Here is a 19,923-nt window from a genome sequence, read left to right on the forward strand (position 1 = left end):
TATAATACCTTTTGAATGCCGTGTAGTAAAGAATCAGAATGGCAAACATTTCATACCATTAAAGTCTACAATCAAGTAAGAGCATTATAACTATGAAGCCTTCCGCTTAAGACTTTTAATATACAGGGACGAACTGTTCATAAAAAATACACCATGTGACAAAGTTGAAACAAAGGCTCCGAGCGGCAGCCCCTCAATCTCAAACTGCTCCATGAAATACTGATCAAGATGCAGCTGCGCCATATGAAGGCCTTCATAGCACGACAACTTCAACTGTTTATCCTTGTTGTTTTTCTCATTGCAACTGGTAAACCTCCGCTTCGTGAACCATGTCCTACAGACCATTGGCCGGACTGCATAAATTGAACAAACCCCATCGTCACAAAACGGACATTGAGAGCTAAATTCGCGGCAGATGGATCTAAACTCAGCCCTTTTGGTGGGCATTTGTTTGAAGCTATCCCAAAAGGCTTCTCTAAATGGTTCAAAATCGACATCCCATTGTGGATACTTCTCAGCAAAGCTATTCCGGATGCCAGGCTGCTTATCTAGAAACTCATTTATGCACAGCAATTCGCTGGGATAAGCGTGAATAATCTGGTTGCAACAAAAGCTGCACCCCGGCTTACACTTCACAGTTCGCTTCCCAATCTCGCTATCAATGATAAAGTCTGAAAGCTTCAGGAATTCACGATAAATATCCAAATACGCCGAAAGACGTTTCTTGAACTTCAAAGAAGTAAGATCGGGAAGAGCTTCTGGGCCATAATTCATAAATGAACATACCACTTCTTCAACTTTGCCCATTATTCAACCTCACGTTAGAATTTGACGTTTGCTCAACTTGGCCCAACTGAGTCCAATCGTCAAATATGGTAAAATCAGGAGAAGACGATTTAGTAGACATAAAAAAAGGTATCAAGTTGGTACACTTGACACCTTTCTCCAAACACCCAACTGGGGATTAGCCCTTAACGACTAGACACAGTAGTTCGATCTTTATCCCAACGCCAATGCCTCTTCATTTTCCTCTTCAGGGCAGAAAAGACAAGGTGATCCAACACCTTTCTTTTATTCGGATACCTAAACTTCTCAATCCAAGATGAAGCAGACTTGTCGGCCATCGTAGCCTCAAATACGGATTGAATATGTGGAACATCCGCCTGACTAACCACCAGATCCTCTTCATCTACAGCCTTCGACTCCAAAAACGACACCATCTCTGTTAGATAAGGTTTCACTTCGAGCCGTATATGCTCCGCCCAAACAACTGCCCCTGGAGTGCCTTCTAGGTCGGATTCTTCAATAATCTGCTTTCCACACTGTTCGCAAACCCGACTCTTTACCCATCGTCCTTCGCATATTTTGCCACAGTAGTTACACGATTTATCGAGGTTTTTCTGAACCTTCTTCAATTTCATTTATCAACTCCCAAAAATATTCTTCAAAAACTACAACACCAAGGGTCAAAACGAAAAAGAAGAAAACTTGACCGATGAGCCCCTTTCGACTTTCCGAGAGAAGGGGGGTATACCTGTCTAACTATCTACATCTAGAAAATTTACGGCTTTATTCAAAACGATTTCAACCATCACAACCTGCTGGTAGTTAAGGGTTATTTCATTCAAGACACGCCCTTGCAGCGCGACCCTTGCATGCAAAAAGACCTCCCCATCTTTCTGGCATTTAGAGAAGGTCAAATAGCCCTGTTTATCGTTTCCAAAGGAATCAACATTTGACTTTATTGATCCAATCTTGTTGTATAAATAAGCCTGAAACCAACTTTTCAAATAGGCAAGCATCAGCAACGAAGAAACGTTCACCCCTAGAAATGAGGCCTTTAGCGTCTTCTCAACATTTCCACCGGCCACCTTTTCTTTCGCCATATAGCATTTAAGCCCGTACTCTTCGAACGTCATTTCAAGTAATGCTCCGTAATATCGGGCCGCTCATGGCCCATTTCTTTGGATACACGACCTAGGCTTTCATAATAAGAAACACCACCTTGACGTAATTCTTTCATACGCCGTTGCGCGTAATTCCATCTAAGCCCATGAGAACCATTATACTTCTGAGAAGTAAGCGCGGAAGCCTCTTTCAAACCAGCCCTATAATGATCCTTATTAATTTTAAATTTACCGTACTTTTGAATATGCTCTTTCAACTTCTGAAATGTTGCAGGAGAAAGTTGCGGCCTCAACACCTTCCCCCCCTTCCCCTTCGCTTCAAACTGCCCCCCTGGCCGAAGTTGACCTTTCCGAATCAACGAAATCTCATTAACTCGACTCCCGGCCTCATATTGCATCTGAGCTGCGAGTTGATGGTCAGCATTAGAAACAAATTGGATTAAAGCTTCAGGTTGATGGTACGCCCTCGTCGATTCAAACCGCTTCAGCTCTTTTGCATCCTCTCTCGTAGCCTCAATGCCGCTTTGCAGCTCAAAACGTCGCTTCATCCCCGTCTTATCTGCGAAGCCATTAAGAGCCACTTCCAGCTTACTCAGGGCAGCTGCGTACTGATTGTATGTAGCTCTTGCCACCCCCCTCTCAATGCACTCTTCTAAATACGACTGAACGTGCCGGGCTTCTATCCGAGTCAATTGCCTCAAACCATACTTATCCCTTGCGTGAATAAAGCACCTTCTCCAACACTCTCGATAAGCATCTGCAGTACTATACGAATGAATACCGAGCTTCTTACCCAAATCTCGCCAGGTCCTCGCCCCGTCTTTTCTGGCAACCTCCTTGGCTGCATGTTTAGAAGAGCCTATGCGTTTGATACCAGACACTTCATAAACGAGCTTAACTTGACGCTTTGGGCTTCCGTATTTCTTGGCCATCGCTTTTCACTTTGATCAGAATTATTGCCCCTGATCAGGGCGACTCTTCTTGAGACCAATCAGATTTTTGCTTCAGGAAGAATCACTAGATCCCCATGACCGCTGAGCGGCATAACTTCCTTCAGTACTTGAACCGGGTACTGAGCCGTGGCTTTTTCCGCGCTGACACTAATGGTGTCTATGGGCAGCGCGCAAAAGGTTTCCCAAAAGCATCGTGCCCCCAGCTGTTGGATTCGGAAGCTTGGTTTCCGAGGTCATTTTTTCCGCATTTGAGTCGAATGCTCAATTAGGACGATGCGCAAAAATGTACCCAAAAAGCTATTGCCCTTCTCGCGCCAGCAGCACGAGTTCAAAAGGTAATAAGGGAACTGTCAACAATCTGCCCCATCAGAACAACAAGTGTCAATGCAAAATCGCGCAAAAGAAGCGGCTAACGCCGCTTTAGTCTTCGACTAAAGCGGCGTTAGGCATTGATATTAGTAAAGTTACGATCTACAGTTTACATATGAGGTGACATATATTCTTTACATATCACTTTACAACATTGTATGATGTCACACTATGTCTAAATTACATTGAATCTTTCATTTAATAAACAAATCTCACAACAGGTCATACAATGTCATATAGTACCATATCCACAATTAAGAGGTATACGGACACGACCCCCGAGCAACGAGAGGATTTGTTTCACTGGTTCGCAACAATGACAGAAGCCGAACAGATTCACGTGCTCGAATTGCAGCGCGACCTGCTCCGAAGACTAGCAGGCCAACAGACGAACCCCTCCCCAATGATCGCCCTTGCGACTCTAGCCGAAGCCCTCTCAAAACGAGCTGCCACGCTAGATATTTTGACAAATAAATATTTTGAAGGTGACGAAACTCAAAATCTAAAAATTTTAACAAAAATACGTATCGACGCTTTCACGAAAGGACGCCCAGAGGGAAAAAAAGAAAGACAGTATCGCATACAACTGCATGGACTCGTCCAAGAACTGAGAGACTCGAATCTGAGCTGGAGAAACTGTGCCACGTATTTAAAAAAGCACCACAGATATACAATCAGCCACCAACGCCTCATGCAGCTATTTAAAAAATACTCAAAGGAGGAATAAAAGGGGAAAAGCAAAGCAAGTGAGAGTTCTGGCAAACTAAAAAACAATGGAGGAGAAATGGCGAACAAATTTAAAACTGCAATGACCTTCGGCCTACCCATCGGCTTCATCGCTTTTGCAGTTCACAACGGAGGTACAGGCTTCCTCAACCTACTAAACTTTTTGGGTTCAGTATTCCATGGCAGCGAGTTTGCCAACTACATAGGCCTATCTTTCAGGCAGTTCGGCAAGGATGTCGCTATGTTTACAGGCCCGGCCACGCCAATAGAAATGCAAAGCCTACTCTTGGGAGTCGGTGTATTTTCCTTAACGACTGCGACAGTATTTTTAATACTGACCCGACATTATGTAGCAATCGCACAAAACAAGTAACGACAGGCAGTTAAGCCTATTTCCTAAAGGGCGGCGTTTATGGCCGTCCTTTTTTGATCCCAATTTGACTTTTAAGGATGACAACTTACAATTGATTGGCTCAGGTCTTGAGGTTTACCTCTTTATACTGAGCGTTATCCTCTTCCGAAAAGGGGATCTGAGAAGTACCACCTTTTTCATAAAGAAGGAGATCAAAAATGGATAGCAACCTTACGCCCTACATTGTCATCTTTGTGGCCGGGGTCGCCGCTTTTGTTTTTGCTCTCTGGTACGACCACAAAAACAAGCCAAATGGAAATCATAAATAAAGTAACATCTGCCCCTATCCCCACAGAAGTGGCTATCTATAAGCTCAAATCAAGCAGCGAATTTGGCTACGCCATGTTGGAGTTTTCTCATGAATTCGTAGAAATCTTCTTCAACGAGATAAACAAATACATTACTGAATTTTTGATACTAACCAGAAAAAGAAATGCGTTGGCTCAAACACACGGATAAAAGAAAGCCCGGCTCAAACCGGGCTTTCTCATTGTCTTCAGGAGCTATTTTTTCTGTTTTGATTGGTACCAAAGCCCATAGAGAAAAACAACGCCAAGCATGGCAAAACCAATCAGGTACTTGATAGTGCTATCTTCCATCATTTTCTCTCCTCAGCCGGATTGGCTCACTCCGGGCTTTTATTGTTGTCTTCAGATTTATTCTTTTTGGGTGGTTTATACCAAAAATAACCGTACAAAAAAACACCAATGCATGTCGCAAAACCAATCAGCGCATTTATCTGAGTACTTTTCATTTCAGTTCCCCTTCAACACCACAGATTTACTTCATTGGTTCGCACCAAGCTGGACCGGCTCAGACCGGCCTAGTCCAATGCCGCGAACTAGCGAGAATTGTTAAGGGCATTCCTGCTACTTAACAGGCGTTGCCGTTATGCTTTTACCCTGAGCGGCCAGCTCATCGAGCGCCCATTCAATAAGAAGAGCGCAAACCTGGCCTCTAGGTCCGACAGTTTTCTTCTCAAGCTTGTTCCGGATCTCTGCTGAGATTGGCACATTTACGGACGTCCTCGGCTTTGGGCCTTGGCCATACATCAAAACCAATGGCCCCCGCTTGCCCAGGCGTTCTCCGACCTCCACCTCCAAACGTTTGACAGGCTTCTTTCCTCTCGCCCCTGGGCGACTTTGCTTCGTACTGCTTTTCCTCTTTTCTTCCTCTTCTTTGAGGACTTCCATGTCGGTTGCTTCGTCTTTATCTAATTCATTCATCCAATCGTCATTATTAGACATTATGCAGCACACTCCGCTAATGTGAGTAAAGTTGAAATCTTTATCTATTTTTTTAGAACATTTTGAATCTCTTGTCGCGCATCTTGTACTGCATAGGCACTATTCAACTCAACATCAAAGATGGTCCTTCCTTGATCCATTGCCACCCGATAAACAGTTCTGCTCTTCACGATCTTAGGCTCTGCAAAGAGCTTCATTTTGACAGCCCGCTGCATGGTCTGCCTTTCAACCCTGTGCTGTCTCTTCACATCATTGAATACGACAACGACTTTCACTCCCGAAGCCACGAGACTACGCAAAGCTTTGACTCCGGCTTGCATGTCAGGACGGGATGGACGCATAGGGAAAACTACGGCCTGTGAAGTGGGAACCTCTGAAAACCCTGGAGGATGATCCACTATTACGACATCAAAACCATTGCGTGGGATTTTATCAGTCACCTCGAACGGAAGGTTCCCATCGGCGGCAATCGCAAGAGCGGTTCCCTGAGGATCAAGGTCTGCCAAAACCACACTCTTTCCTTTAGCCTGAACTGCGGCTGAAAGGTTCAAAGCCAGGGTAGATTTCCCAACCCCTCCTTTTGGATTCCATACTGATATTGTAAGCACTTAACCTCCTAGAAAAGACTTCCTTTTTTCATCATAAGACTATATAGTTGTTAAAAGATGTAAACTTTATACAACTTATAGTCAATTTGTCAGTGTGGATATTTAAAAACCCCTTCGCAAGAAGGTTTAAGGCAAGGCCACAAAAACGGCCTGACAGAGTTCCTACCACCCTGCCAGGCCTAAACCTAAAACCCCTCAAGGAGGCTTTCGGAAATGCATCCCGAATTGCAAAATTTTGATTACCAATTACGCACTATCGTGCGTGCTGTCGAGTCTGGCGCCGTGTTGCCCGTTGGAAACCGCCGCCTGTTCATGCCGGAGCCAGGACAATTTGCTAACCTGATACAGCTCCCCAATGGCGAAAGCCGCTACGTCCCTCTCCAGGACATGACTATGAGCAGCTTCTTCGACGAACTGGACAACCTCCCAGAGGCCAGCCTGTTCACTGTCGTGGATCGTTCTCTAACGTTCCTCGTGGCTACCGCAGATCCGGACGAATTGGACGACATAGCACAAGACACGCGTCTCCCTGAAGGGGGCACTCCATAGAGCGGACAAAGTTGCACGTTAAGGCGTTTGGCCAAGATTCCAGATATAATCTCCTGTGAGATTGATGTGCTCCCATCCAAGCGGAGAAAGGTAGCTCTGAAACTCCTCCGGAACATCCATTTCCTCTCGTACTTTTTTCACGGCCTTTTCCAGATAGACCGTGTTCCAGAGGATTATCGTAGCTACGACAAGGTTTAGACCAGAAGTCCTATAGCACTGGCTTTCAAAAGAACGATCTCGGACTTCTCCGAGTCGATTGAAAAACACTGCACGAGCAAGTGCGTTTCTGGACTCCCCTTTGTTCAGACCGGCTTGAACACGAGAACGGAGTTCTGGCTTTTTGACCCAATCCAATAGGAAAAGAGTCCTTTCCAAACGCCCAAGCTCGCGTATGGCCAAAGCCAATTTGTTTTGCCGTGGATAGGAGGCCAACTTACGAATTATGAGGGATGCCGTAACGGTTCCCAATCGAATTGAGCTTGCCAGCCTCAATATCTCTTCCCATTGGTTCTCAATGTCCTTTTGCTTGATCTTTGATCCTATCAACGGCTCCAGGTCAGCCCAGCGTTTTGCGCTGCCAAAGGTGTATAGTTTTACGTCACCTATGTTGCGAATTCGGGGAGCAAAACGAAATCCGAGCAAATGGCAAAGAGCAAACACATGGTCCGTAAAACCTGCGGTGTCAGTGTAGTGTTCTTCAATATTGAGATTGCTTTCATGGTAAAGCAAGCCGTCCAGGACATAGGTTGCATCGCGTGCTGTTGCGTTGATGAGCTGGCTGTGAAATGGGGTGTATTGATCCGAGATGTGGGTGTAGAAAATCACACCGGGATCTCGCCCATATCGGGCATTTACATCTCCGAGGCCTCGACCAACACTGCCAAGAGGAAAGTGCTGCCCGTCTGAAGACGAGGTGGAGCCATCGCCCCACTGTCCTGCAAGTGGAATTATGTGGTGGTAATTGGTTATCTCAGCCAACCCTCTGGAATAGCATTCGCTTCTGACATACCAATCCGAAACCCAAGACAACTGTTTATACGAGGCCCCGGAACTAGCCTCTGCCATCCTTGTCAGTCCAAGATTAATCCCATCTGAGAGAATCACTGACAAAAGAGATTCCTTGTCTTGAGATGGTTGGCCAGTTCTCAAATGAGTGAATTGTTCGGTGAAACCTGTCCATTGATCTACTTCAATGAGGAGATCGGTAATTTTAATGCGAGGAAGCTCTGCATATACGCGCCGGCTGAATTGCTTGGCTTCATCGGGAACAGAGTTACCCCTATATGGTTGCATTGAAAGCCTACCATTCTTGAGACAAACCGTATCCAAATCATTGCTTCTGAGAAGCCTTTGGAATTCTTCCAACTGACTTTCAAGGAGTTCTTTCCGCTCTGAGATGTATCTTGTGCAATCCGTTTCGACCGCTACAGGTATTTCACGAGACTCCTGAAGCTGACGAAAAGCGGAAGGGCCCATGAGGTATTCGTTGAAATCTTCGAATTGACGGCTGCCTGGTACCCATACATCGCCAGAACGGAGTCGGTTACGGAGTTCGCTTAAAGCGCACAGTTCATAGTACCTACGGTTCAGGCCATCAGTTTCGAAAATAAATGGTTGCCAGCGTTTTGGGATAAATGAAGTAGGAACTTGGTCGGGCAATTTGCGTTTGCCCGTTTTGTTCATGTCACGGATGATATCAATAGCTGTAAGAACATCCCGTCCACCAGAGCTTGCACGGAAGTCAAAATGCTCCAACATGGTTGGAGCATACCGCCGAATCTGATTGAAACTCGTGTCAACATAATGGAGATAATCGAACCGCTGAGGTTGAGACAGGTTTTCAGCAGCTTCAACCGTTGCACGAAAATCATCCCAGGACAGTTCAGCCTCGATTAGCTCCCAAGGGTCTAAATGCTCCTCACGCGCTTTGATTAAGGCTTGGCCAAGCTTTGAGAAAACGTTGACGGTTGTTTTGATGTTCTTTGCATCATCTTGTAGCTGAGTAGCCTGTTTTCGTTGGCTACGCCGCATTAGGGAGCCAATGATGCGGTCATGCATGTTGACGACCTCATCCATTAAGGAGCGTTGAATTTCAAGCAAGCATACGGTCATGATCGTATACCGTCTTTGTTCATTCAACATTCGCAGATTATGCACAGCAATTCGATTACCTTCTTGGGCAAGTTGCTTGCGGCGAATTGTCGGTACTGCGTCCAAGACCTCGGAAGGAAGACCAAGCAACCGGATAGCGGCCAACTTTTCCATTATCAAAATCACATTTATAGGAGAAGGACGGCCAGCAGGTTGACGAATCCATGAAAGTCTACTCTGTGATTTCTCGCCTCGTGGATTAAGCCAAAATTTAAGATCAGCCTGGTGCCTGTCGGACAACAGGCCGGTCACTTCATTGTAGACTCTGCGATCTGCTTGGATCTTCACCTGGGCAACGAGGCGTTCCACAACTGTCAAAGCAGGATGCAGAATTTTGCGACGTCTCAATTCATTTAGGGTTGCACCTACAAGGAAAGTACTCTTTGGATTGTCTACAGCAATTGGCGTCAGCCAGCGCACCATCTCTTGATAGTGACTATCTCCAAATCTTGAAAGCCGGAAAAACTCTATCAAGGTCTTAAAATGCTCTCTGCGCGTCTGGTCTCTGTCCGCGTAGCCACAGAAGACTTCCGACTCTTCTTCTATTTGCTCTGCAATGAATTCGACCAAGGAATCGGGAATTTCATCATCGGGTCGTAAGGCCCTTCCAGGGAATTTGATGAGACAGAGTTGTAAAGCAAATCCGAGCCGATTGCGTGGCCGTCTACATTTGGAAATAAGTGCAAGTTCGTCTTCGTCCAAAACGTAGTACCGTGTGAGTAAATCCGGAACGCTTGGTAAGACTTCAAAAACGGTTCTCTGGGAAGAGGAAAGGACTGTTCTGCGAGGCATTTGAACCCACTTGTATCTTTTCTAGAATCAATAACGTATTGTTAACATAGTTTGTGATACGGAATAAGGTACAGGATATCGTACCTACCTGAACTATATTGGACATGTAACTCAAACGAGGGTTTGTGAACAGCCTATGAAAATTGGTTACGCACGAGTGTCAAAAGCTGATGGCTCACAAAATTTAGATCTCCAACGAGATGCTTTGCTGAAGGCAGGAGTTCCTGCTAAGCGCATTTATGAAGACATGGCTTCCGGCAAGAAAGGCAAACGTCCAGGTTTGGACGCTTGCCTAAAAGCTCTACGCCAAGGAGACATTCTGTTGATTTGGAAGCTTGATCGCCTAGGGCGAGATCTCAAGCACCTTGTATGCGTGGTGCAAGAACTTGCTGAGAAGGATATTGGCTTTAAAGTCCTCACAGGGCGTGGGGCAGATATCGACACAACCTCTGCAAGTGGCAAGCTGATTTTTGGCATCTTCGCAGCCCTTGCCGAGTTCGAGCGTGAATTGATCAGAGAGCGAACCATGGCAGGGCTTGAAGCCGCCCGCGCTCGCGGTCGCAAGGGAGGACGGCGATTCGCTCTAAACAAGACCCAAGTACAAATGGCGCAAGCTGCAATGAAAAACAAGACAACTAGCGTGAGGAATCTCTGTAAAGAGCTTGGGGTAACACGGGTCACCCTTTATAGGTATGTAAGTCCAAGTGGTGCGTTAAGGGGGCATGGCATACAGGTTTTAAATCCACATGCCCCACATGCATAAGTCGTCAACTTCATTTATTGCGATATCTTATTGTCTTGTCAGCACTTCCTTCATTCGTTGGTATTCATCCGCAGTGAGTTCTCCCTTTGCGAATTTTTCCTTGATGATGTTCAGGGAGTCATCTCTGTCCGGTCGTCCACCTTGTCGGGAGGTGAAGGCTTGAAAGAGTTTGGAGATGAGATACACCGCAACCAATGCGAGAAGTATCATCCAAATGAATCCAAACATGCCGCCTCCCATGAACCAGCCGGGGCCACCGCCATTCAATATTCCAAAATTACAACTCCACATGATTTAATCTCCTTATGAGCATGAGAGGTGAGGGGGAGTTTCCTCCCCCATCGAATTCGAGATTCAGACCTACCAACGGGGGCAGTTGTAGCCGTATCCATTATCGTAGCCATTGTAACCCATCATACCGGGACCCATACCACGCCCCATCATGCCTCGGCCCATTCCGCGTCCCATCATGCCGGGACCCATCATGCCATTGGTCGGGAGATTCTGAGCAGCAGCCTTTTCATTGAGGGTGGTGATGCCCTCATTGATCTGCTTTGTCAGGCTGCGGACCTTCTTTGCATCAGGATTAGGACTGGCCATGATAGCGGCCAGTTCAGCGCGGTCTGCATCAATCTCTGCCCTCAGCTTGGCGGTGGAGTTCAGGAAGTCCTGATACGCCTTGTTGTTGGTGTCGAAGGATTGTGCATTGTATCCATTGCCATTCCAACCTCCGCAGTTGCCGTATCCCCATGCCATTGCATCGGTTGCGACGAAAGCGAGACCAACAGCCATAACCAGTGCCAAAGCGATAATGTTCTTCTTCATGATAATTTCTCCTATTGAGTGTTTTGTGAACAAGCTTTGCAATGACTAAGGCAAGACTGATGCCAAAGAATGAACAAACTCTACAAGTCGCACTTAATATTGGAGAAAAGTATTTTCCAGCGGAATCCGCCGCGTGATCTGGATTGAGAAGGTAGGCGTGAGTGCTTAAAAAGTGTACACATGAGGCATGCAGAGTGTCTAAATTTTAGCCAGGCTGTCTCGATCTGAAAAAGGAAAGCCGAATAATGAAGAAAAGAATCAACAATTTTTTGGGAAATATGTCGCCTTGGGCTGTTATCGGGATGAGCCTTATCCTTGTAATCGTGGTGCTCGTTTTGGCATTCATGAATTACAATCGCGAAAAACAATATATGGGACGGGTGCTCAGTGAGAAAGGCTCGGCCTTGATCAAAGCCTTTGAAGCAGGAACACGCACTGGAATGATGGGCATGCTCGGTGAGGGACCCAACCTGCAAGTGTTGATGCAAGAAATCGCGACCCAACCCGACATCCTCTACATTGCCGTGGTAGACTCCTCCGGAGAAATTCTGGCGCATAGTAATGAAGTTGAAATCGGTCAGCAGTTTATCTCCGAAAAGGATTTGACCGAGTTGGCTGTCACCAAGGATTCTCAGTGGCGTGTCGTAGATGAACCCGAAGGCACAAAGTCTTTCGAGGTGTTCAAGCGATTCCTTCCTGCTTTGGCACAGCGCACTCAGTCTGGCCTGCCTGCAGCAATGCAGCAAAGAAGAAGCCAGATGATGCAGCGTATGATGGGCAGACAGTCAGGAGGCATGTCCGATGATTGGTGCCAACCGGGCTGGATGAGTGGACTTAAACAGGACAGGATATTGGACCCAGCCGAACGACCTGCCATATTTATTGGTATGGACGTAGCTCCGTTCGAAGAGGCCATTGCCGAAGACGTTTCATTAACATTGACTATGTCAGGTATCCTGCTGCTCTTGGGCCTTGGTGGCGTGGTGTCTTTGTTCTGGATGCAAAGCCACACACGGTCCAAGAAGCTTTTGCAGGACTCTCAAGCGTTGACCGCAGAGATGGTAGCGAACATCCCAGAAGGTCTGGTTGTATGCGATCCTGATGGACGAATCACCTATGCAAACGACATTGCCCTTGCTCTGTTGGCACGTGATTATGATGATATCACACGGATTGTGGGACAACAGGCCAAAACCCTCTTGCCCGATGAACTCTGGGTGCTTCGCTCCTCAGTAAATACAGAGCAGCAGGTAGTTGAGAAAGAAATGGAGCTTGCGTTGAATGACGGACATAAGTTGCCTATAGCGGCGGTTGTAACTGATATCATCACCGAAGAGGGAGTCAATGTTGGCCAGTTATTTATGGTTCGCGACCTGAGTCAGGTCAAAGAACTCCAAGAAGAGGTTCGCAAAGCCGATAGAATGGCAGCTATTGGTCATCTTGCCGCAGGTGTTGCTCATGAGGTGCGCAACCCTCTGAGTTCCATCAAGGGCTATGCAACATACTTCGGCTCCCTTTTTGATGAAGGCAGCGACAATCGAAAGGCAGCAGAGGTCATGACCTCGGAAGTTGATCGACTGAACCGAGTCATATCTGAACTCCTTGAAATGGCCCGTCCTGCTGACGTCAAACTGCGCGATACGGATGTCTCAACGCTTCTTGAAAGCTCTCTGCGCTTGGTTAAACAGGAGGCCGAAAGTGCGGGTGTGTCCGTGTCCTTGGAGACCTCCAAAGACATTGGAGATGTCATCCTCGACCCGGATCGGATGACGCAAGCCATGATCAACCTTTACGTCAATGCCATTCAGGCCATGCCGGATGGAGGCACGCTTGCAGTCGATGCCAACAGGCATGGAGCTTTCTTGCAGTTGACGGTTTCAGATACAGGCGCAGGGCTTTCTGATGCTGATGTGTCGCGCATATTTGACCCGTACTTCACCACCAAACAGACCGGAACAGGGTTGGGCCTTGCCATCGTGAGCAAGATTGTCGAAGCCCATTCCGGCGAAATCAAAGTTGAATATACCGGGCCAAATGGAACAGCTTTTACCATTCTCATTCCGATAGAATCAAAAGGAACGGCGTAAATATGAGTGCCAAGATTTTAGTTGTAGACGATGACAAAGCACACCTATCAATGCTTGAAACGATGCTTACGGGGTGGGGGTATGCTGTTGTGGGCGTGGAAGATGGGGCAGACGCCATTGAGAAGGTGAAGGAGGCTCCCTTTGACGCTGTTCTGATGGACGTCAGAATGGCAAGAATCGGTGGCATTGAAGCCCTGAGCCAGATCAAGGAATATAACCCGGCCATTCCGGTTGTGATCATGACCGCATACTCTTCCGTTGATACGGCTGTGGAGGCGATGAAGTTGGGGGCGTATGACTACCTGACCAAGCCCTTGAACTTTGATGAACTCAATATGACTTTGGAGCGTTCTCTGGACCACATGACGCTCATCAAGGAAAACCAGTCCCTCAAAGAGAGAATATCGGAAGACTCAAGCCTGACGGACATTATCGGCAACAGCAAGCCCATGAACGAGCTTATCAGTATGGTTAAGACTGTCGCATCGACTGAGGCCACGATCTTGATCTCCGGCGAGAGTGGCACCGGGAAGGAACTGTTTGCCAAAGCGATCCACGCAAACAGCAACCGGAAGAAGGCATCGCTTGTGACTGTCAATTGCGCTGCCCTGACTGACACTCTCTTAGAATCAGAACTCTTCGGCCATGAAAAAGGTGCGTTCACTGGAGCAGACAAGAAAAGGGATGGCCGTTTCATGCAAGCCAACGGTGGTTCCATATTCTTGGATGAGGTTGGTGAAATACCGATGCCAATGCAGGCAAAGTTGCTCCGGGCAATTCAAGAGCGAGAAATCCAACGAGTCGGCAGTGACAAAGTCTTGAAGGTTGATGTCCGAATCATCGCAGCAACCAACAGAGACCTCTTGGTTGAAGTCGAAAAAGGGAATTTCCGAGAAGACCTGTATTACAGGCTGAACGTGGTGAACCTCTGGATTCCGTCTTTGAAGGAGCGTGGAGAGGATACACCACTGTTGGCTACATTTTTCTTGAAGCGTTTCTCCGAGTTCAACAGAAAGCAGTTGAAGGGATTTACCCCCATGGCAATGGATGTGCTCGTGAAATATGATTGGCCCGGAAATGTCCGTGAACTGGAAAACGCAGTGGAAAGAGCAGTCATTCTTTCCGCTGGTGAATACGTGTCTGAAAAGGATTTGCCTTCAGCACTTACGCAGCATTTCGAAAATGTTAGTGGCTCCAATGGAGGCCAGCATCACGTAGGCGGCAAGTCGCTGCAAGAGATCGAAAAGGTTGCCATCGAAGAAACGCTGACACAGACGGAAGGCAATAAAAGCGAGGCGGCAAAGCTGCTGGGCATCACGCGCACGACGTTGGACAATAAGATCAAGAAGTATGAAATATTTATTAAGAAATAACGATCGCGTTTTTTTACTGTCTCGCAATTAGAAATTATTATTACAACAGTCAGACATTTAAGAGGAGGGGGAACCACTTGGGGCGCTTTCTAAGCGTGCGTTTTTTCCCTTTCTATGGAGTGTCCCCCTGAAGACGACTAAACGGAGGCGGCTTTCAAGCCGCCTCCGTTTATGTGCCCCTAAACAAAACGGCCCGACACTTCCCCAAGTGTCGGGCCATTCAAGGAGAAAGGGGCAACGCTGAAAGTTACCACCCCATGAAATTGCGAATTCTCAACTCTTCCTGTCGAGCTTGCTCATGAGTGCTCATTGACAAAACCTGTTCAGGTTTGGCTCCAGCCCGGAAAAACAAATGCAAAGTTCCTTGGGAAAAATTAGAGCTACCAACAGAGTGGCTCCTTTCTCCTGCACCAACGTCACGCAAATCTGAAAGCCGGTACATCTCCCCGCCGAAATAGATAGCGTCGGCCCCACGATCAATCACCAGGTAGCCTCCACGTCGATACTTAGCCGGCACGTAGAAATCGACCTGGATCTCACCGCACTCAATCGCTCGTTTAATTCTATTGTAGGTAGGCACAGCGAATATGTGACTGAATGCAAATAAAAGCGTGATAATGCCCACCGGAACGAGAAACCAAAAGGCTATAAGAGACCAAAAGGCAGCAATATCATTCATGCCGAGTGCAGCAGACACGATCAGTAGAGTAACAACAACTCCTAGCCCTTTTAAATCCCTGACCACAGGGTTTAGGCCAATGATATCCTTCAGCTGATCCTTGACAGAATTACCCCCTTCTTGACTGAAGGGAATACTGTTCGTGCTAAAATTCATATGGCCTCCATTTCAGAATTGATTTCGAACTCTCAAATACGTATAAAGTATACGTATGATTGTTAAAAAAATCAATTTCATTCTATGAGTCTCAATCTCGGTCAAGCAAATTCGAGCCAGCCCCTCCCGTCCCTTCAACCACTTCTGACACCTCTCCAGGCCTATTGGGGTTATATCCAGAGCTTCCTCCAGAGGATTCACCACCTCCCTTCTTACCTTGGTTATCACCTCTCTGAGGCTTGCTACTAGGCTTAGGGGAACTATGCGTCACATTCCCCACACCTCCCATAATTATTTGCCTCATAGAATCAGCATGTCCTGCGAGGCCCATTGTAGAAGCCTGATGACCTATCCAACTCATAACTTTACGCGGCAGGTGAGAATAGCCTTGGGAGCAAAGGAAAGAAAACATATAGACGAAAAGTACACTCATGATAATACACATGAAGAAACTAGTTAAAATGCCTGTATGGGATGAAACCGAACTAATATCTGCATTCGAATAACTGTAATAAAATGCTTCAAATATTCTAGCGACAATCCAGCCCATCACTCTCATGATCATAAATATAATTATAAAACCAGCGACATAGAGAGGTGGTTTAAAAAGAATCTCAAGGAATTGGTAGTATCCCTGACTACCCATTTCGCCTGCAAGGCCGTCTGCTTGAGTACTCCATGCATGGGCAGCCACCCAAAAAGGTGCGGCTACCATCACTTCTACGACAAGCAACAGAAATCCAACCATAGCAATACACCAATACAACATAGGCATAAGAGGTATTACATAGGCAAATATAATTCCGATTGTGTACAGTCCATCAGTAATTTTAACCACCGATTCGGCTATGTACTTTGCCCCTTCTATACCGGCTCCAGCAGCTCCTTCAAGCTGTCCACCTGTGAAGACACCAACAACTTTCCCAAACAAACTCTCGGTAAAGCCCTCCCCGTAACCTGAGGCCATGCGCAATCCCAGCCCTGCACTCCAAAGCATGGCACTTGCATCCATTATTCGATGTCCAAATTGCGCGACTACGAGCGTAGGATCTTCATTTTCAAAGCGATTCAACAGATCTTGGAGGAAAAAACGCCCAGAAAAAGCATATAACGCATCTTCAACCATGCTAGACACATCTCCAGCTAGCATAGCTTGCTTGATGGACGTACCTACTTGTGATGGATCGGGTTGCGCATTAAATTTCGCATCGCCTACGGATAAGGCTATTCCCAGACCACCAAAAAGAAAATCTTCGGCTTGTCGGCTAACAGCCTTGGTATCCATTCGGCTCAAGTTAACCGGGCTAGCAACTATATCTCGTGCTTCCCTAGAAAGCTGAGACATCATCAACGGCCATGCGCCAGCTGCCATCCAGCCAAGTTCTTTAGTCTTGCCAACAAACTTCTGAGAATCTTGTGTGATCTGATATTGAGGGTAGTATGACGCAAAGTTTTGAATGACCGGCATGACGGAACTTTGATACGCATTAACAGCTGAAATCAGCCAATTGGAATCAGTTTGCTCTACACCGTATACGATTCTGGAGGCAGCCGGGAAAATCACATTATTCATAGCTATGATGCCGTTCACTTTCGCCAACATCATAGGGTCTTTGACATCACCAGGGATTTCGATAGTGCCGAGATCCTCTGAATCTAGACCACGCCCTGGAGGAACCGCGAATTTAAAAATCCACTTTGGCCTGTCGTTTGAAAACAAGCTGAAGTCATTGGACTCAAGGGTTGAACTATGGGCACTGGTGGAAAACGGTAAAAAGCCTACCCACACCGGAGAAATTGGCTGGGAACCTCGTTTCAAAAATTCCCTATTCTCATCAATGGACTCTTTGCTAATGTAATTCTGAACCAAGCCTGCCTGCATCAAAACACGCGCGATATTCTTGGCCTCCTCTTGCATCTGTGGAGGCATTTCAGCCGTGACTGCAGCAAAATTGGATTTAGCCAAATGATCCATGGAAAAGTAATAGATGCTATTTGCCCAGGTGCATGCCCAACCGAGGCATACAAGAATTCCAGCTTGAAAAAGGGAAATCCCCCCCGAAAGCATAGGAGTCGTCATGGTCATTCCAAACATGCAACGGATCGGCCACCACACACCATTGAAACGCCTACCTCCGACCGTGCCCTCCTGGGCAGTTCCACCCAGAGACATAACAAAGGTCCATATCGACCAACCAACAACCGCCGCCATGAGCAGCGTGTTGATCTCGGAGAGAATTTTGAAAAAGGGGGTGTTGACCGAGGCGTGCTCTGTAATCGCCCACCAGTTCTCTCCAAATATCTTCGAGAATGCGATCGCGGACATGTCGGTTGGGGAAAGGTCAGGAGAGATAGGTATGGCCATACTATTCACCAAGCTCCTTCATCGTCTTTACAACCATGCTTCTAGCTACATCAGTATCAAAACTTAAGCCGCCTATTGTAATCATTGGGGTACTCGTTGCGTCTAAGAAATGAATGAAGTCTTCCCCCCGCCCCTCAGAAATCAACTTTTCAATCACTGCTCGATGCTGACTTGAGGAGCTTCCCCTCTCTCCTTGAGCCACTTTCTCGGCCTCCTTCTCAAGTAAATCCAAATTCAATTTTCCCTGTTCGCCAAGAAGCACCATTTTTGCTTTATATGCATCGGCATCTTTTTTGATTACCGAACATATATCAATCCACCTCAAGACCTCAGAAGAAAGACAACCACTACTGCCTTTTCTCTTTTTTGTTCTTGTTCTCTTTTGGGGGTTCTCTTCAAAGAGGTACTGATTCTCTTTGGGTGACATCTTGTCACCGTTGGAGGGGTGACTTTTTGTCGCTCCTAGGGGTGACTTTTTGTCATCCCTAGGGCGACTTTTTGTCACCCTGTCAGACTCTTGCTTTGTCCGAGTCAAAGCTGAATCAAAAATTGGATGCCAAAGGAAATAATAACGATTGGTTGTCTGCAGACGACTTTTCTTTCTGAAGCAACGCTCAACTTCAATGAACTTTTTTTCAATCAACTCATTGAGACAGCGTTGTACGGTTCGTCCGCTACAGCCGAGCCCTTCTGCAATGGTATCAACACCAGGAAAACAATCACCGGTTTCACCTGCATGTTGTGCTAACTTCCCCCAAACAAGTTTAGATGAAAGCTGTAACCCATCGAAACTCGCTACAATATCAGGAATAAATAACCCCACAAAAAGCTTGTAAGGCAAAAAGCGCACACCGGGTTGCATAACTTTAGCTGGCTGCCGTTTCAGATAGGGAGTCTATCAACTCAAGGATATCCTCAACACGCCAAGCCCTTGTTCTTTTCGTCAACTGCACAGGTTTTGGATATTTTCCAGACTTAACCCCACGCAACCAAGTACTGCGACTGAGGGGAATAACGGCAAGGACTTGAGGCAGGCGAACAAAGCCCACTTGCGGAAAAGGTTGTTTCATATGTTCCTCCATAGATTATGGCATTCACATGAATGCCTTTACTCTTGGTGAAACCTTATGGAACAAAATCGATTATTAGTAACATTACAACTACCTCTATTATGAGGTGGTTAAAATGTAGAATTATAACTTGAGGTTATTTATAACAAGAGCCCCCAAAGTAGACTCGGCAAAAGGGTTACCAGTAAGACCAAGGGGTTTTTTAGTGTAATCAAGAAACAGTTTAGCAAACGTTAAAAATGGCCCACTGAACCCTGCGCCATCTGAACGTTTAGCACCACGGCCTTCTCCTCCAGCCTTATGATAATACTTCTGAAGCCATTTCAAGCAACGTTCAATTGCAAAATTTTCAGGACGCCCAGAAGGATATGGCAAGCTTCTCTCATCCATGATTTTTTTCCTACAAAGAGCAAGATAGTCGCTGACATTTTTCCCATCTAGGGCGATTTCTCCGACTTCATCGTCGAATAATTTACATTCTTTGACAACCAACCGAGGAAAACCATCCCCTTCACCCCTATCTACAAAACAATTCACAGATGGACGTACATGCTCGTACAGATACAACTTAATTGGATCATATTCATCTTCGCCTAAGGTTCCCGGGGAATCCCACTCGAGAAAAGACTCAAGTAATCTACATGCTTTCTCAACATGTTTGAGCAACTCTTTTCTTTCGTCAGCTAAAGGCCTGTCCACACAACCTCTCAGCTGACAAACATATCCCGCGAGTGCCCTTTTTATACCTTCACGAATGTCTTCGTTTAGCTTTAGGCCTGTCTGTCCCTCTATTGCCTCAAAATTGATCTCAGGAAGGACGTCTAGATTAACACCGCTCCAAGACTCCCCTTTCCGACCAACAAAAGTATTTAATTTCGACCTTTCGCTCAT

Annotated in this window: 20 protein-coding genes; 6 read left to right on the forward strand and 14 right to left on the reverse strand. The window is 46.4% G+C overall.

The window, feature by feature from the left end; all coding sequences use genetic code 11:
* Positions 1-90: 90 nt before the first annotated feature.
* The 4 genes from BN4_RS03205 to BN4_RS03220 all read right to left on the reverse strand — a co-directional run bounded on the left by BN4_RS03205 (position 91) and on the right by BN4_RS03220 (position 2,839).
* On the reverse strand, positions 91-807 hold the full coding sequence (locus BN4_RS03205) for a YkgJ family cysteine cluster protein (protein ID WP_015413917.1): 717 nt from the start codon (positions 805-807) through the stop codon (positions 91-93).
* 164 nt (positions 808-971) lie between these two features.
* Positions 972-1,421, reverse strand: a complete 450-nt coding sequence (locus tag BN4_RS03210) for a hypothetical protein (RefSeq protein ID WP_015413918.1) — start codon at positions 1,419-1,421, stop codon at positions 972-974.
* 117 nt (positions 1,422-1,538) lie between these two features.
* Positions 1,539-1,919, reverse strand: coding sequence for a hypothetical protein (locus BN4_RS03215; RefSeq protein ID WP_015413919.1), 381 nt, complete (start codon positions 1,917-1,919; stop codon positions 1,539-1,541).
* Positions 1,916-2,839 carry a site-specific integrase gene (locus BN4_RS03220; RefSeq protein ID WP_015413920.1) on the reverse strand — a complete coding sequence of 308 codons (924 nt, stop codon included), beginning with the start codon at positions 2,837-2,839 and terminating at the stop codon, positions 1,916-1,918. The genes BN4_RS03215 and BN4_RS03220 overlap by 4 nt, the downstream gene beginning before the upstream one ends.
* Before the next feature lie 685 nt (positions 2,840-3,524).
* On the opposite strand from BN4_RS03220, the gene BN4_RS03225 reads away from it, so the two are divergent.
* Together BN4_RS03225 and BN4_RS03230 are read left to right on the forward strand one after the other, a co-directional pair.
* Complete coding sequence (locus tag BN4_RS03225; RefSeq protein ID WP_157871251.1) at positions 3,525-3,956, forward strand: hypothetical protein; 432 nt, start codon at positions 3,525-3,527, stop codon at positions 3,954-3,956.
* A 57-nt stretch (positions 3,957-4,013) separates the two neighbouring features.
* Positions 4,014-4,328 carry a hypothetical protein gene (locus BN4_RS03230; protein ID WP_041720112.1) on the forward strand — a complete coding sequence of 105 codons (315 nt, stop codon included), beginning with the start codon at positions 4,014-4,016 and terminating at the stop codon, positions 4,326-4,328.
* Between the two features lie 908 nt (positions 4,329-5,236).
* Here BN4_RS03230 and BN4_RS03235 read toward each other — a convergent pair.
* Both BN4_RS03235 and BN4_RS17000 read right to left on the reverse strand, forming a co-directional pair.
* Entirely contained in the window at positions 5,237-5,614 is a 378-nt protein-coding gene (locus BN4_RS03235) for a hypothetical protein (RefSeq protein ID WP_015413923.1), read from the reverse strand.
* Positions 5,615-5,658: 44 nt separating this feature from the next.
* Positions 5,659-6,222: a ParA family protein gene (locus BN4_RS17000; RefSeq protein ID WP_015413924.1), complete on the reverse strand. Its 564-nt coding sequence runs from the start codon at positions 6,220-6,222 to the stop codon at positions 5,659-5,661.
* Between the two features lie 213 nt (positions 6,223-6,435).
* Here BN4_RS17000 and BN4_RS03245 point away from each other — a divergent pair, with 213 nt between their 5' ends.
* Complete coding sequence (locus BN4_RS03245; RefSeq protein WP_015413925.1) at positions 6,436-6,771, forward strand: hypothetical protein; 336 nt, start codon at positions 6,436-6,438, stop codon at positions 6,769-6,771.
* An 18-nt stretch (positions 6,772-6,789) separates the two neighbouring features.
* Here the strand turns inward: BN4_RS03245 and BN4_RS03250 are convergent, their stop codons facing one another.
* Positions 6,790-9,714, reverse strand: coding sequence for a Tn3 family transposase (locus BN4_RS03250; RefSeq protein ID WP_015413926.1), 2,925 nt, complete (start codon positions 9,712-9,714; stop codon positions 6,790-6,792).
* Positions 9,715-9,850: 136 nt separating this feature from the next.
* Between BN4_RS03250 and BN4_RS03255 the strand changes: the two genes are divergently transcribed.
* Positions 9,851-10,477: a recombinase family protein gene (locus BN4_RS03255; RefSeq protein ID WP_015413927.1), complete on the forward strand. Its 627-nt coding sequence runs from the start codon at positions 9,851-9,853 to the stop codon at positions 10,475-10,477.
* A gap of 27 nt (positions 10,478-10,504) precedes the next feature.
* Here the strand turns inward: BN4_RS03255 and BN4_RS03260 are convergent, their stop codons facing one another.
* Both BN4_RS03260 and BN4_RS03265 read right to left on the reverse strand, forming a co-directional pair.
* A complete protein-coding gene (locus BN4_RS03260) occupies positions 10,505-10,768 on the reverse strand; it encodes an SHOCT domain-containing protein (RefSeq protein WP_015413928.1) in 264 nt (87 codons plus the stop codon).
* 69 nt (positions 10,769-10,837) lie between these two features.
* Positions 10,838-11,302, reverse strand: a complete 465-nt coding sequence (locus tag BN4_RS03265) for a zinc resistance-associated protein (RefSeq protein WP_015413929.1) — start codon at positions 11,300-11,302, stop codon at positions 10,838-10,840.
* 245 nt (positions 11,303-11,547) lie between these two features.
* On the opposite strand from BN4_RS03265, the gene BN4_RS03270 reads away from it, so the two are divergent.
* Positions 11,548-13,389 (forward strand): ATP-binding protein, encoded by a 1,842-nt coding sequence (locus tag BN4_RS03270; RefSeq protein WP_015413930.1) that lies wholly within the window; start codon positions 11,548-11,550, stop codon positions 13,387-13,389.
* 2 nt (positions 13,390-13,391) lie between these two features.
* Entirely contained in the window at positions 13,392-14,762 is a 1,371-nt protein-coding gene (locus tag BN4_RS03275; protein WP_015413931.1) for a sigma-54-dependent transcriptional regulator, read from the forward strand.
* A 247-nt stretch (positions 14,763-15,009) separates the two neighbouring features.
* Here BN4_RS03275 and BN4_RS03280 read toward each other — a convergent pair whose 3' ends face one another.
* The 5 genes from BN4_RS03280 to BN4_RS03300 form a co-directional block, all read right to left on the reverse strand.
* Positions 15,010-15,597, reverse strand: a complete 588-nt coding sequence (locus BN4_RS03280) for a hypothetical protein (RefSeq protein ID WP_015413932.1) — start codon at positions 15,595-15,597, stop codon at positions 15,010-15,012.
* A gap of 91 nt (positions 15,598-15,688) precedes the next feature.
* The gene (locus BN4_RS03285) at positions 15,689-17,962 is read right to left on the reverse strand and encodes a DotA/TraY family protein (protein WP_041720115.1); all 2,274 of its coding nucleotides are present in this window, start codon (positions 17,960-17,962) and stop codon (positions 15,689-15,691) included.
* 1 nt (position 17,963) lies between these two features.
* Entirely contained in the window at positions 17,964-18,803 is an 840-nt protein-coding gene (locus BN4_RS03290) for a helix-turn-helix domain-containing protein (RefSeq protein WP_157871252.1), read from the reverse strand.
* 25 nt (positions 18,804-18,828) lie between these two features.
* Positions 18,829-19,032: a helix-turn-helix transcriptional regulator gene (locus BN4_RS03295; protein ID WP_041720116.1), complete on the reverse strand. Its 204-nt coding sequence runs from the start codon at positions 19,030-19,032 to the stop codon at positions 18,829-18,831.
* A 123-nt stretch (positions 19,033-19,155) separates the two neighbouring features.
* Positions 19,156-19,923, reverse strand: coding sequence for a hypothetical protein (locus BN4_RS03300; RefSeq protein WP_015413935.1), 768 nt, complete (start codon positions 19,921-19,923; stop codon positions 19,156-19,158).

This window comes from Pseudodesulfovibrio piezophilus C1TLV30, assembly GCF_000341895.1.
Lineage (GTDB): Bacteria > Desulfobacterota > Desulfovibrionia > Desulfovibrionales > Desulfovibrionaceae > Pseudodesulfovibrio > Pseudodesulfovibrio piezophilus.

Bases quoted from the DNA above. Each gene is read 5' to 3' on its own strand.
- BN4_RS03205 (WP_015413917.1), bottom strand. From the start codon at position 807: ATGGGCAAAGTTGAAGAAGTGGTATGTTCATTTATGAATTATGGCCCA.
- BN4_RS03210 (WP_015413918.1), bottom strand. From the start codon at position 1,421: ATGAAATTGAAGAAGGTTCAGAAAAACCTCGATAAATCGTGTAACTAC.
- BN4_RS03215 (WP_015413919.1), bottom strand. From the start codon at position 1,919: ATGACGTTCGAAGAGTACGGGCTTAAATGCTATATGGCGAAAGAAAAG.
- BN4_RS03220 (WP_015413920.1), bottom strand. From the start codon at position 2,839: ATGGCCAAGAAATACGGAAGCCCAAAGCGTCAAGTTAAGCTCGTTTAT.
- BN4_RS03230 (WP_041720112.1), top strand. From the start codon at position 4,014: ATGGCGAACAAATTTAAAACTGCAATGACCTTCGGCCTACCCATCGGC.
- BN4_RS03235 (WP_015413923.1), bottom strand. From the start codon at position 5,614: ATGTCTAATAATGACGATTGGATGAATGAATTAGATAAAGACGAAGCA.
- BN4_RS03245 (WP_015413925.1), top strand. From the start codon at position 6,436: ATGCATCCCGAATTGCAAAATTTTGATTACCAATTACGCACTATCGTG.
- BN4_RS03250 (WP_015413926.1), bottom strand. From the start codon at position 9,714: ATGCCTCGCAGAACAGTCCTTTCCTCTTCCCAGAGAACCGTTTTTGAA.
- BN4_RS03255 (WP_015413927.1), top strand. From the start codon at position 9,851: ATGAAAATTGGTTACGCACGAGTGTCAAAAGCTGATGGCTCACAAAAT.
- BN4_RS03260 (WP_015413928.1), bottom strand. From the start codon at position 10,768: ATGTGGAGTTGTAATTTTGGAATATTGAATGGCGGTGGCCCCGGCTGG.
- BN4_RS03265 (WP_015413929.1), bottom strand. From the start codon at position 11,302: ATGAAGAAGAACATTATCGCTTTGGCACTGGTTATGGCTGTTGGTCTC.
- BN4_RS03270 (WP_015413930.1), top strand. From the start codon at position 11,548: ATGAAGAAAAGAATCAACAATTTTTTGGGAAATATGTCGCCTTGGGCT.
- BN4_RS03275 (WP_015413931.1), top strand. From the start codon at position 13,392: ATGAGTGCCAAGATTTTAGTTGTAGACGATGACAAAGCACACCTATCA.
- BN4_RS03280 (WP_015413932.1), bottom strand. From the start codon at position 15,597: ATGAATTTTAGCACGAACAGTATTCCCTTCAGTCAAGAAGGGGGTAAT.
- BN4_RS03285 (WP_041720115.1), bottom strand. From the start codon at position 17,962: ATGGCCATACCTATCTCTCCTGACCTTTCCCCAACCGACATGTCCGCG.
- BN4_RS03295 (WP_041720116.1), bottom strand. From the start codon at position 19,032: ATGAAACAACCTTTTCCGCAAGTGGGCTTTGTTCGCCTGCCTCAAGTC.
- BN4_RS03300 (WP_015413935.1), bottom strand. From the start codon at position 19,923: ATGAGCGAAAGGTCGAAATTAAATACTTTTGTTGGTCGGAAAGGGGAG.